We start from the raw sequence: 12,677 nt of genomic DNA, 5'->3' as shown, positions 1-12,677 counted from the left end.
TCGCCGCCGCGCTTGCTGTCCAGCAGCGATGCCGAAGCGCCGGCATCACGCTCCGACCGACTTCAATGCCGGAATGCGCTCGGCGTCACGGCGTTTGACGGCCTCGATATCCCGATAACCATCGGCCGGATGGGTTTTCGGCAGATACGGCCCCTCACCGAACAGTTTTTCGCGTAGCGTTCCGGGGCGGTAGCCCGTGGGATAGGCACCGCGTTTCTGCAGTTCCGGCACGATATGGGCAACGACATCCTCAAAACTGTCCGGCGTGACAGCATAGGCAAGGTTGAAGCCGTCGACGTCCGTATCCGTAACCCATTCCTGCAGAATATCGGCGATGCGCTCCGGCGAGCCGACGAAGACCGGTCCCATGCCGCCGATGCCGCCGAACTGGGCGAGCTCGTCGATCGTCCAGGACTTGTCTCCGCCGGCGATGTGCTCGACGAAGGAGTGGATGGCATTGGTCTCTATCTTCTCGACCACGTCCGCCGGTGCATACTGGCCGAAGTCGATGCCGCTCCAGCCGGACATGAAGGTGAGCGAGCCGTCGTAGGAGACATAGCTCTTGTAGTCCTCGAACTTCTTCTCTGCCTTCGCCTCGCTCTCATCGGTGATGATGGTGACGAGCGTGTAGATATAGACCTTCTTCGGATCGCGGCCGGCAGCGGCAATGCGCTGGCGGATATCGGCAACATAGGCCTTGAGCACCGATTTGGTCGGCGCGGCGACGAAGATGCATTCGGCATGGGCGGCGGCAAAGGCCTTGCCCGGGCCGGACGCGCCGGCCTGGTAGAGAACCGGCGTGCGCTGCGGCGAAGGCTCCGTCAGGCCATAACCGGGAACCTCGAAGTACTTGCCCTTGTGGGCGATCTCGTGGACCTTTTCCGGGTGCGTGAAGATGCGCTTGCCGCCGTCGCGCACCACCGCACCCTCCTCCCACGAGCCTTCGAGCAGCTTATAGAGCACCTCGACATATTCGGCGGCGACTTCGTAGCGGTTGTCGTGCCGGCGCAAACCACCCTGCCCGACATTCTTCGCGCCGCTTTCCAGGTAGGAGGTGACGATATTCCAGCCGACGCGACCCTTCGAATGATGGTCCGCCGTCGCGAGGCGCCGGGCGAAGGTGTAGGGATGCTCGAAGGAGGTGGAGGCGGTGATGCCGATACCAAGATGCTCCGTGGCAAGCGCGATGGGGGCGGCAAGCTGGAGCGGGTCGTTCACCGGAATCTGTGCCGCCTGATGGATCGCGTGGTAGTTTGAACCCTTGTAGACATCATAGTAACCGATGACATCGGCGATGAAGATGCCGTCGAAGACGCCGCGTTCCAGCGTGCGGGCAAGATCCTGCCAGTAATCCAGGTCTTTGTATTTCCAGGATTTGTCGTTCGGATGCGCCCACAGCCCCGGCGACTGATGACCGACACAGTTCATGTCGAAGGCGTTGAAGCGGATATGGCGGGCCATGGGAATCTCTCCAGGGATGCGGGAATGCCTGACGGCACGGACATATGGCGAGAATAACGCCTCCGTATCTTAAATACAGAACTTCTATCTTTTATATATACTAATTTCAGAAATGGCTTTTCTGGCCGCTGCCCGAGGGCTTTGGGAAGATGCGGCAGAGCGACGAACACCCGTACGCACCGATCCCCCAAACCCGACCGTGGCGCCCTGCCGCGTATCGGCCAGACCGCTGGAGACCGACCATGACTGCCCTGCATCTTGTCAAGGAACCTGAACTTCAAGACGACCGGGCTCGCCTGTTTGCGCGCGCCGAAGCGATTTCCGCCGATCTTGCCCGCCGCGGCGCGCAGCTCGATGCCGAAGGCAAGCCGCCACAGGCGGAAATCGCCCGGTTAAAGAGCGAGGGCCTGCTGACGGCGCTACACCCGGTCGAGATCGGCGGCGGCGGGCTCGACTGGGTGGACGGGCTGAAGCTGGTGCGCATTCTCGCGCGCGGTGAAAGTTCGATCGGCCAGCTTCTCGGCTATCACTATGTCAACAGCCAGTACATCTACTGGGCGGCGGACGATCCGGACAAGGCCTGGAACCTCGGCGTCGAGACGGTTGCGAAGCGGCTCTATTGGGGCGCCGCGGTCAACCCGCGCGATCCCGGCCTCGTGCTGACACGCAGCGGCGACCACTACCTGCTAAACAGCAAGAAGACCTTCTCGACCGGCGCGCATGTTTCCGACCGTATCAACGCCAATGCTGCCTTCGGCGACCAGATCGCCAACCTCGTCCTGCCGACCGAGCGGCCCGGCTACATCGCCAACGACGACTGGGACAATATCGGCCAGCGGCTTTCCGACAGCGGCAGCGTCGAGTTCCGTGATTTTCCGGTCTACGAAACCGATTTTCTTCTGCCCCTAGCCGGGAAGGACAGCGCTCCGCCCGTGCAGGCGACGTTCAACACGCCGCTGATCCAGCTCGTCTTCGTCAATTTCTATCTCGGCACCGCGGAAGGCGCGCTTATCGCTGCTGGTGACTATGTGCGGACCACGACGCGGCCCTGGATCACGTCGGGCGTCGAGAAGGCGAGCGACGATCCCTATATCCTGGAGCGCATCGGCGAGTTCCGTGCAGCGTTGAAGGCTTCCGCCGCCCTTGCCGATGCTGCCGCAACCGCCGTTCAGTCGGCGCTTGCGCGTGGCCGGGGCGTTAGTGCCCGCGAACGCGGCGAGGCTGCAATCGAGGCCTATGCGGCCAAGGTCAACGCCACGCATGTGGCGCTCGACGTCACCGCCCGCATCTTCGAGCTTACCGGCGCCCGCTCGACAGCCGCGCACCATCGCTTCGACCGCTACTGGCGCAACGTGCGCACCCACACGCTGCATGATCCGGTGTTCTACAAGGCGCGCGAGGTCGGCGATTTTACCCTGAACGACCGGGTGCCGGAACCAAGCCTCTATAGCTGAGGGCATTCAAACGACCTGCCAGGGGGCGGCAAGGAGGGCCGCCCTTTTTTGTTGGTCAAAAAAAGGGCCGCAATCCCAGAGGATTGCGGCCAGGGGACCACCCCCACCACGAGGGTTGGATTTCAGAGCGCGCCGTTCTTCGGCGGCGTGACGCCGTTCAGGTGATAGTTGCCGACGACGTGGTACTTCCATCGCACCGGATCGTGCAGCGTATGGGTGCGCGCGTTGCGCCAGTGGCGTTCGAGGTTGAGGCCACGCTTCGTCGCCGAGGTGCCGGCCAGCTCGAAGAGCACGTTGGTCGCGTCGATCGCGAGTTCCGTCGTCAGCACCTTGGCGGCAGCCACCGCCAATGTTGCGGCGACCGCATTCTCCGCATTGAGGTTCACCTGCGCCTGATCGACCTTGCGCCCGGCCCGCTCCAATGTCGCCTCGGCCGCCTCGACGCGGATGGCGAGTTCGCCGATACGCGCGACGGTGAGCGGATCGTCGGCCGCACGCTCGACGCCGCTGCCCGTCCACGGCCGCGCCTTGTCGCGCACATAACCGATCGTCTCCTTCAGCGCCGCGCGGGCGATGCCGAGATCGACGCCGGCATGAATGATCTGGCCGACCGAGCCGATCGTGCCGGGGCGCTCGAAGCCTTTGTGGTGCTGCACCACAGCGTCGGCGGGCACATAGACGTCGCGCAGGATCGTCGTGCCGCTGCCCGTGGTGCGCTGGCCGAAACCGTCCCAGTCGTCGACGATCTCGATGCCGTCAGTCTCGCGCGGGGCGAAGGACATGGTGAGGCGGTCCTCCCCGTCCAGCGCAAAGATCGTCACCCAATGGGCGAAGAGCACGCCCGTCGAATAGAATTTTCGACCGTTGATGCGGAACCCCGCGCCATCGGGCGCAATGCGCGTATTGTAATCGCCGACGGTTTTCGTGCCGACTTCGGAAAGGGCATTGCCAAACCGGTCGCCGGCAAGCGCCCGGCCGAAATAGAAGCGCTTCTGCGTTTCGTTGCCGTCGTGGCGCAGCGCTTCGAGAATATAGAAGTGGTTCTGCGGGATCTGGCCGATCGAGCTGTCGGCTTCCGACAGGATCGCCGTCACCTCCGCGAGCACGGCGTTGGAGACGTCGATGCCGCCATATTCGGCGGGAACGGTGATGGCGAGCAGGCCGGAGGCGGAAAGACGGTCCAATTCCTCAAACGGCAGGGCCCGCTCGTAGTCCCGCCGGCTTGCACCGCCTTCGAATTCGGCAGCCAGCGTGCGCGCAATGGCAAGTGCCTCATCCTCGCTGGCAATGCGGTGGGCGGTTTCCTGTCGGTCGGCAAGCCGGGTGACGCTGCTCATGAAAAATCCTTTCGAAAAGTCAGGGATCACGCCCGGCCGGCGGCCTTGCGGTTGGCAAAGCCGATGGCGAGGACGGAGAAGATGAGAAGGCCGGTGCCGACTTGCTGCCAGTAGAAATTGAGGCCCGACAGCAGGAGCCCGTTGGCGACGACGCCGAGCAGCAGCACACCGAGTACGGTGCCCGGCACGTTCGGCCGGCCATGCGGATCGAAGGTGGTGCCGATGAAGGTCGCACCAATGGCGTTGAGCAGGAAGGCGTTGCCGGACGAGGGGATGTAGACCGTCACCGTGGAGGTGAGGATAAGACCGACCACAGCGGCGATGGTCGAGACCAGGATATAGGTGAGCGCGGTGATGCGCGAGAGGCGCAGGCCCGAATAGCGCACGACGCTCGCCTGGATGCCGGTGGCGAGCGCCACCCGGCCGAAGCGGCTGCGCGCCAGCACGACCCAGGCGCCGGCGACGACCAGCGCCGTGACGACCAGTGGCACGGGAATGCCCGCCATCGCGCCATGGCCGAGGAAGCGAAACGCCTCCGGCACGCCGGCCGGCGGCAGGTAGACCGGGTTGCCGCCATTGGTCAGCAATTGCTGCACGCTGCGCCCGACGAAGAGCGTGCCGAGCGTCGCGAGGAACGGCGAGATGCCGATGCCGGCGATCAGCACGGCATTGAACAGGCCGACCAGCGCCCCGCCGGCAAGTCCGCCGAGCGCCGCGAGCACGACCGGCTGCCCGGCGAGCACGAGGGAGACGAAGGCGAAGCTTGCAAAATCCACCGCCGTGCCGACCGAAAGGTCAATGCCGCCGACCGAGACGGCGAAGGTCATGGCAATGGCGACGATGGCGAGCAGGGCGAAATTGTTGACCAGCACGCTGAGGAGGTTCGCGCTGGAGAGGAAACCAGGCGCGAGCGTCGCGAACAGGGCGAAGACCGCGGCGAGCGCAGCGACAAGCGCATAACGCGTCAGCCCTTGGGCGAAGGCGGGGAGGACGGCGGTCGCCATGTCAGGCGGTCTCCTTGCGGCCGAGCAGCGTGGTAGCGGAGACGACGAGCAGGATCAGAAGACCCTGCACGCCGCTGACCAGCGTGCTGGAAATGTTAAGAAGCTGGAAGCCGTTGACGAGGAAACCGACGAAGAGCGCCGAGAGCAGCGTGCCCGTGATCGTCGGTACCAGCCGGCGGGAGAAGACCGTGCCCAGCAGGGCGGTGACGACGACCGGCAGCAGCATGTCGCCGGCCCCCGTGGTGCTGCCCGAGAGATAGGAGACCGAGAGGATGCCGGCAATGCCGCCGGTGAGGCCGCTCGCCAGGAACGAGCCGGCAACGAAGGTTTTGATCGGCTGGCCCGCCGCGCGCGCCGCATCCGGAAAGGCGCCGACCGCGTAGAGGCGAAGGCCGAGCGGCGTATACTGCACCACGGCGGCGACGATGAGCGTGAAGCCGAGCAGGACATAGGCGAGCACTGGAATACCGAACGGTCCGCCGGCGGAGAGCGCCGAGAGGAAATCCGTCGAGGCGGGGACGACGGTGTTCTGTGTCAGCACCAGTTCAAGGCCGGCAACGACGTTCATGACGGCAAGCGTTGCGAGCAGCGGCACGATGCCGGCGAGCGTGACAGCGGCCGCGTTGACCGCCCCGATGGCGAGCCCCGTGCCGAGCGCGCCGAGGATGGCGACACCATCACCCTGCCCGGCCTGAACCAGCGAGGCGTAGACGGCGGCGCTGAGGCCCATATTGGCGGCGAGCGACAGGTCGATGCCGCCGGTCACGACATTCGGGCCGCCCGCGATGATGACGATCGTGAGTCCGATTGCCAGCACGCCCGCGATGGCCGACTGGCCGAGCACGTTACCGATGTTGCCCACGGTGAGGAAAAACGGCGCGCTTACGGAGAAGACCGCGAGAACGCCAATGAAGACAGCCAACGCGCCGCCGCGCAGCGCGAGTGTGGCGAGCTGGCGGCCGAAAGCGGAGTGGGATTTGCCTGTCTCGAAAGCCTTCTGCGCCTCGATTTCGATGATGGAGGCCGGAATATAGGGGGCGTCAACCAGCATGGCGAAGCGTCTCGTGGGCGCCCGTGACATCCGCGAGGACCTCACCCGGGCTAGTTTCGGAAGAGATGAATTGCCGCGTGACGCGGCCGCGGAAGAAGACGAGGAGGCGATCGGTCACGCCGAGCAGTTCCTCGATATCGGAAGAGAGCACCAGCACGGCCGCGCCGCGCTCGGCAAGCTCGCCGATCAGCCGGTAGATCTCCACCTTGGCGCCGATGTCGACGCCGACCGTCGGCTCGTCGAGCAGGTAGATTTCCGACTGGCGGCTCAGCCATTTGGCGATCGCCACCTTCTGCTGGTTTCCGCCCGAAAGCGTCTTCACCAGCGCCTCGACGCCGTCGGCCTTGATCTCAAGCCGCTTGACGAGATCTTGCGTCTGGCGGCGTTCCGCGCCGCGGTCGATCAGCCCACGGGAAAACCGGGCGAGGCTGGCAAGTGTCGTGTTTTCGGTGACGGAGAGGTCGAGCGCGACGCCGTCGCGACGACGATCCTCCGGTACCAGTGCCAGGCGCCGATCGGTGGCGGCGGCGGGATCGGCGGAGAACACCGTCTCCCCCTTGACACGGACCGTACCCCCGGTCGGCCGGTCGAGGCCGAAGAGCGTGCGCACCACCTCCTTGGCTCCCGAGCCGACGAGGCCGGTGAGGCCCAGCACCTCGCCCTTGCGCAGCGTGAGGGAGACCGCCTCGAAACGGCCCGCCAGCGCGAGGTTTTCGACGTCGAGGATCACCGCGCCGGGCGCAACAGCCGGCTTCGGATAGAGGTCGCCGATGGCGCGGTTGACCATCAGCGCGCCGATCTCCGCCGCCGAGGTTTCTGCGACCGGCAGGGTGGCGACGTCGCGGCCGTTGCGCAGCACGGTGACCGTGTCGCAGAGATCGACGATCTCGCCGAGATAATGCGAGATGTAGAGCACCGTCACGCCCTCGGCGCTGAGGCGGCGGATGAGCTGGAAGAGCAGGTCCGCCTCGCGCCGGACGAGCGCGGCGGTCGGCTCGTCGAAGACCAGCACCTTGGGATTGGCGATCAGCGCGCGGGTGATCTGCACGATCTGCTTTTCTGCCGCCGAGAGATCGGCGATCAGCGCGGAATGCGGCAGCGCGAGGCCGAAGTAGCGTTCGAGGATTTCGGCGGATTTGCGCCGCATCGCCGCGCGGTCGAGGAAGGGCGTACCGGGGAAACGCAGCTCGCGGCCGAGGAACAGCGCCTCGCCGACCGTGAAGGTCGGCACCAGCAGGCGGTCCTGGTGGATGAAGTGCACGCCGAGTTCTTCCACAAGATGCGGCGTCAGCCGGTCATAGGTCTTGCCGTCGATCTCCACCGTGCCCTCGTCCGCCCGGTGAAGGCCAGCGATCAGCTTGATCAGCGTCGACTTGCCCGCGCCGTTCTGGCCGACGAGACCATGCACCGCGCCACGCCGAACGGTGAGCGAGGCGCCCGAAAGCGCCTGCGCCCCGCCGAAACGCTTGACGATGTTTTCGAGGCGGATGATCGCCTCGCCGCTCTTTGCCGTGTCCGCCATGGCTGTTGTCCTCGTTGTAACTCCCTCATCCGCCTGCCGGCACCTTCTCCCCGAGGGGAGAAGGTGGCCCGAAAGGGCCGGATGAGGGGGCTTCTCCTAAAAAATCAACCGATGCCGAGCTTTTTGGAGACGTCACCGACATTCACTTTGTTGGCGAGGAGCGCCGGCACGTAGGTTTCACGCGGCAGCGTGTCGCCGGCGAGATGGCGGGCGACGTTCTGGATCGCCACGCGGCCGAGTTCGGCCGGCTGCTGGGCGACGTCGGCGGCGGCCGGCGAATTCGGATCGGCGACGAGTTGGAGCACTTCCGGGCTGCCATCGACGCCATAGGTCTTGATCTCGGTGCGGCCGGCGGCAGTGAGCGCCTGCGTCGCGCCGAGCTGCGGGATATCCCAAGCCGACCAGATGGCCTTGATCGAGCCCTTTTCCGGATATTTGGCGAGGATCGCCGTGATCTGGGTGAAGGCGTCCTGGACGGTGTTCGGGATCACGTCGCGCAGCTCCGGCTGCACGATCTGCACCTTCGGGAAATATTTGACCACATTGACCAACTGGTCGTAGCGGATGGCGCAGGGTGTCACACCGTAGAAGCCGTTGAAGACGACGATATTGCCTTCGCCGCCGATGTCAGAGACGAGCTGGAGGGCGAGGTCCTTGCCGATGCCCCAGTTGTCCGAGGTGGAATTGTTGATCGAGTTGACCGAGCCGACATCGATGGTGAAGACCGGGATATCCGCATCGCGCGCCTTCTTCAGCCAGGGGTCGATGACACTGAGCGTGCCAAGAAGCTGGACGATGGCGTCCGGCTTCTGGGCGATGAGCGTCTGGAGCTGCGAGACAAGCTTGCCGTCGTTGCGGCCGGCGTCGACTGCGATCGGCTCGCCGCCAAGGCGTTTCACCTCCTCGATCTGGGCGTTATAGGCTTGCAGATCGAAGAAATGATCGGTGCCGGCCGTGCTGATGCCGATGCGCTTGCCCTTCAACGAAAGCCCCTCCTCAGCCGCGGCCGTGCGCGTGGAAAGAAGCCCCGCGCCCGCCACCACGCCGGCGACGGCGGTGAGCTTCAGGAGATTGCGGCGGTTGAAGCCGGAAAGAGTGTCGTCGGTCATGATGTCCCCGCTGGATCAATAGTCATATAATCTATAAATTATATAGACTAACGAGCGAGGACAGGCAGGATTTTCCAAAATGCGGGCGGGTTGGGAGAATATTCGAGCGCCTTGGGCGAACGAGCCCTTTAAAAGGCCGTCACTCAGTTGGGAGCAGAATTTTTGGATCGATACGCGATTTGAGGGTGAAGAACTCCGGGTTGCCGGTTATCGGCGCGGGCACGAAGGCGAGCTTCACCCCTTGAACATCATCCCTTTCCCAGGCGATTTCGGGCGTGGCGGCAACGCGCGCAAGCAAGAAATCCGCCTTCAATTTGGCATTGGTGTTTCTCGTGACCCCAAACACCAATTCGTAGTTAAAAGCACCCATTGTTGCCTTTGGCTCGTAAGCCGGAGCACCCCGCAGCTGACCGCTTATTGTCTCAAGCCAAGTGTAGAGACCGACACCATTTCCCATCCTCTTTTTGTCAAGACAAGCATTCTGGTTCGCGGCCTCCGCCTTCATGTTGATGGTGAAGTTCGTATTCACCGTTCGCTTCACCTTGTAGCCACCACCCAGCGTTGGGCCCGATGTCCCCGTTCCAAAGACCAGAAGCTTGGCTGCCTCCACCGAGATGCCGGCAGATTGGGTATCAACGACATTGAGTGAAAGAGTTGCCGCGATCGTTCCACCCTTCAATCTCAACTTGTCATTTTTTGTGATTGAGGGGTTCGTCAGATATTGCGCCAGCTCACACTTCAGGGTGTTGATCACGACAACCACGTCTACAGTTTGTTGCGGAGTTGGTGGCGTCAACTGAATGGCACAGCCGCATAGCCCGAAACCGGCGAAGAGGACCGAAAAAATCCCTCGCTCCGAACGCGAATTTTCTTTTTTCGGCATTTCGACTCCATCCCCTAGAAGTTTAGCTCCACAAAAACACAACCATTAGGGAAATCGGGAGTCAATCTATTCTCTGCTCTCCGGCGCGAGTGTGAAGATAGCGGCGTTCCAAGACGGTGAAATTGACTTCAAGCCGAATACGACCAGTACGGAAGTTCCCTCACCACTCTCCTCACTCCGCAGCCACCGCCCTCGCCCGGAACGCGCCGCCCGGGTGGCGGTCCGGCAGGCGATCGCCCGTGCCGAAAAGACGGTTGCGCAGGCTGCCGGCGGCGTAGGCGGTCTTGTAGCGGCCGCGCTCCTGCAAGACCGGGATGACGAGATCGATGAAATCCTTGTAGCTTTCGGGCGCGACGGTGCGGGCGAGGTTGAAGCCGTCCACCTCGCCCTCGGCGATCCACGCCTCCAGCGCGTCGGCCACCTGATAGGGATTGCCAACGACCAGCGGATAACGGCCGCCGAGCGCCATGCCGGCGAGGATGCTGCGCTTAGTCCAGCCGCGCGCGCGGGCGAGATCGACCGAGGTCTGCACGAAATTGCCCGTGCCGTAGGTGATCGGCTCGTCGGGTTCGTATTGCGAGAAATCGATGCCCGTGCCGGCGGAGAAATGCGCAAGGCCCGCTTCGGGGCTGGCGTAGCGCGCATAGTCCTCGAACTTTTCCCTCGCCGCCTTCTCCGTGCGGTCGACGACGACGGTGAGGCCGGCGAAGATGCGCACATCCTCGGCCCGCCGGCCCGCCTCCACCGCACCCTTGCGGATGGCGCGCGCCGCGGTGCGGGCGACGCCCGTATCCGGCGGGGAGATGAAGACACATTCGGCATGGCGGGCGGCAAATTTTTGGCCCCGGCCGGAAGTGCCGGCCTGATAGAGCACCGGCGTGCGCTGGCGCGAGGGTTCGCTGAGGTGATAGGCTTCCATGCGGTAATATTGGCCTTCGTGCCGGATTTTCCGCACGCGGGCGGGGTCGGCATAGACGCGGGCGCGGCGATCGCGGAGGACGGCGTCGTCGTCCCAGCTTCCCTCCCAGAGCCGGTAGAGGAGGTCGAGGAACTCGTCGGCTCGGTCGTAGCGCTGGTCGTGTTCGCCGAGCGCGCTTTCGCCCATCGCCCGCGCGGCGCTGTCGAGATAGCCGGTGACGATGTTCCAGCCGATGCGGCCCTCCGTCAGGTGGTCGAGCGTCGAGATGCGCCGGGCAAAAATCGCCGGCGCCTCCGCATTGACGTTGACCGTGACGCCGAAGCCGAGCCCCTTCGTCACCGCCGCCATGGCCGAGATCAGCATCAGGGGATCGTTGACCGGAAGCTGGATGGATTCGCGCAGGGTCAGGTCGACGGACTGCTGGTAGACGTCATAGACCCCGACGACATCGGCGAGGAACACGCCGTCGAACAGGCCGCGCTCCAGCGTCGCCGCCAGCTCGGTCCAGTAGTTGAGCTTGGTGTAGCGGTGCGACTGGTCGCGCGGGTGGGTCCACAGGCCATGGTTGATATGGCCGGCGCAGTTCATGGTGAAGGCGTTGAGGAGGATTTCTTTTCGCATGTCTCTTACGGAGGACGGCGCGCCCTTCCCGTTCAAATCCAGGAATGAAGCGGCGGCTGTACGCCGTTGAGGTAGTATTGGCCGATCGAATGGAACTTCCAGCGCACCGGATCATGCAGCGTGTGGGTGCGCGCGTCGCGCCAGAAGCGGTCGAGATTGTGCGCACCGAGCGTCGAGCGCGTGCCGGCGAGCTCAAAAAGCTTGTTGGCGGCGGCCAGCGCCACCTCCGTCGTCAGCACCTTGGCTTCGGCAACCGCGACCTTCGCCTTGGCGATCGTCTCGTCGGTGACGTCAGCGATGGTCTCGTCGAGCTGGCGGCCGGCGCGCTCCAGCAGCGCCTCGGCGGCGTGCAGGCGGATTTTCAGGTCGCCAATCGCCGCGATCGTATAGGGATCGTCCGCCGCCCTGTCGGAGCCGCTGTCGATCCACGGACGGGCGTGGTTTCGGACCAGGTCGATGGTCGCCTCGATGGCGCCGCGGGCGATACCGGCGTCGATCGCCGCGTGGATGAGCTGGCTCTGTGGGCCAATGGCGCTCTGGTTCTCGTAGACGATATGGGCGGGCAGCACCCGGTCCGCCGGGATCGCCACCGCGTCGAGGATCACCGTGCCGCTCGCCGTGGTGCGCTGGCCGAAGGCCGACCAGTCGTTGACGACCTCCAGCCCCGCCGCATCCCGGTCCGCGACGGCAACGACGACATGGCCGTCCTCATCGAGCGCGACGATGGGCACCAGATGAGCGAAGAGCGCGCCGGTGGAATAGAATTTTTTGCCGGAGACGGTGAACTGGTCGCCCTCACGGACAAGCTTCGTCTCGAAGGCCTCGGCGTTCTTGCCGCCGAATTCGGAAAAGGCGTTGCCGAGCCGTTTTCCGGCCAGCACCGCGCCGAAAAGCGCGCGCTTCTGCGCCTCGCTGCCGGTCTGGCGGATGACGTCGATGATCTCGAAACTGTTCTGGGCGATCTGGGTCAGCGAGGGATCGCCGGCCGCAAGCGTCGCGAAAACCCTTGCCAGCGTGACCTGCGAGACGCCCGCCCCGCCGTATTCCTTCGGGATGGTGATACCCCAGAGGCCGCTTTCGGAGAAGAGATCGACTTCGGCGAAGGGCAGACGCCGCTCGCGGTCGCGCTCCCCGGCCTCGGCGGCGAAGAGCGGCTTCAGCCGTTCCGCAACAGCGATCGCCTCCGCGTCGTCTTGGATGACATGGGCGGGCCTTGCTGGCGGCGCAGGCAGCCAGCCGGCTTCGCCGGGCGCGGGATCGACAGGGGTTTGTCTGGCGGTGGCTTGGGTCGGGGTCATGGATTTGGCCGTCACTTC

At 64.5% G+C, this 12,677-nt stretch carries 10 protein-coding genes; 1 reads left to right on the top strand and 9 read right to left on the bottom strand.

Translation table 11 applies throughout. From position 1 onward, the window contains the following. Positions 1 to 45: 45 nt before the first annotated feature. Positions 46 to 1,461 carry an LLM class flavin-dependent oxidoreductase gene (locus P9A16_RS18170; RefSeq protein ID WP_278025841.1) on the bottom strand — a complete coding sequence of 472 codons (1,416 nt, stop codon included), beginning with the start codon at positions 1,459 to 1,461 and terminating at the stop codon, positions 46 to 48. Between the two features lie 242 nt (positions 1,462 to 1,703). Between P9A16_RS18170 and P9A16_RS18165 the strand changes: the two genes are divergently transcribed. After that, the gene (locus tag P9A16_RS18165; protein ID WP_278025840.1) at positions 1,704 to 2,915 is read left to right on the top strand and encodes an acyl-CoA dehydrogenase family protein; all 1,212 of its coding nucleotides are present in this window, start codon (positions 1,704 to 1,706) and stop codon (positions 2,913 to 2,915) included. Positions 2,916 to 3,037: 122 nt separating this feature from the next. Here the strand turns inward: P9A16_RS18165 and P9A16_RS18160 are convergent, their stop codons facing one another. The 8 genes from P9A16_RS18160 to P9A16_RS18125 form a co-directional block, all read right to left on the bottom strand. Further along, the gene (locus P9A16_RS18160; RefSeq protein WP_278025839.1) at positions 3,038 to 4,252 is read right to left on the bottom strand and encodes an SfnB family sulfur acquisition oxidoreductase; all 1,215 of its coding nucleotides are present in this window, start codon (positions 4,250 to 4,252) and stop codon (positions 3,038 to 3,040) included. Positions 4,253 to 4,278: 26 nt separating this feature from the next. Then, positions 4,279 to 5,256 carry an ABC transporter permease gene (locus tag P9A16_RS18155; RefSeq protein ID WP_278025838.1) on the bottom strand — a complete coding sequence of 326 codons (978 nt, stop codon included), beginning with the start codon at positions 5,254 to 5,256 and terminating at the stop codon, positions 4,279 to 4,281. Position 5,257: 1 nt separating this feature from the next. Continuing rightward, a complete protein-coding gene (locus P9A16_RS18150; RefSeq protein WP_278025837.1) occupies positions 5,258 to 6,307 on the bottom strand; it encodes an ABC transporter permease in 1,050 nt (349 codons plus the stop codon). Further along, on the bottom strand, positions 6,297 to 7,829 hold the full coding sequence (locus P9A16_RS18145) for a sugar ABC transporter ATP-binding protein (RefSeq protein WP_278025836.1): 1,533 nt from the start codon (positions 7,827 to 7,829) through the stop codon (positions 6,297 to 6,299). Before P9A16_RS18145 ends, P9A16_RS18150 begins: the two co-directional genes overlap by 11 nt. Positions 7,830 to 7,933: 104 nt before the next feature. After that, positions 7,934 to 8,938, bottom strand: a complete 1,005-nt coding sequence (locus P9A16_RS18140) for a sugar ABC transporter substrate-binding protein (RefSeq protein ID WP_430441210.1) — start codon at positions 8,936 to 8,938, stop codon at positions 7,934 to 7,936. A gap of 139 nt (positions 8,939 to 9,077) precedes the next feature. Further along, a complete protein-coding gene (locus P9A16_RS18135) occupies positions 9,078 to 9,821 on the bottom strand; it encodes a hypothetical protein (protein WP_278025835.1) in 744 nt (247 codons plus the stop codon). A gap of 172 nt (positions 9,822 to 9,993) precedes the next feature. Further along, positions 9,994 to 11,361, bottom strand: coding sequence for an LLM class flavin-dependent oxidoreductase (locus P9A16_RS18130; RefSeq protein ID WP_278025834.1), 1,368 nt, complete (start codon positions 11,359 to 11,361; stop codon positions 9,994 to 9,996). A gap of 32 nt (positions 11,362 to 11,393) precedes the next feature. Continuing rightward, positions 11,394 to 12,659 (bottom strand): SfnB family sulfur acquisition oxidoreductase, encoded by a 1,266-nt coding sequence (locus P9A16_RS18125; protein ID WP_278025833.1) that lies wholly within the window; start codon positions 12,657 to 12,659, stop codon positions 11,394 to 11,396. Positions 12,660 to 12,677: the final 18 nt, after the last annotated feature.

The sequence above is a fragment of the Shinella sp. 838 genome, assembly GCF_029623935.1.
Classification (GTDB): Bacteria; Pseudomonadota; Alphaproteobacteria; order Rhizobiales; family Rhizobiaceae; genus Shinella.
This window is presented reverse-complemented; position numbering and strand designations above follow the sequence as displayed.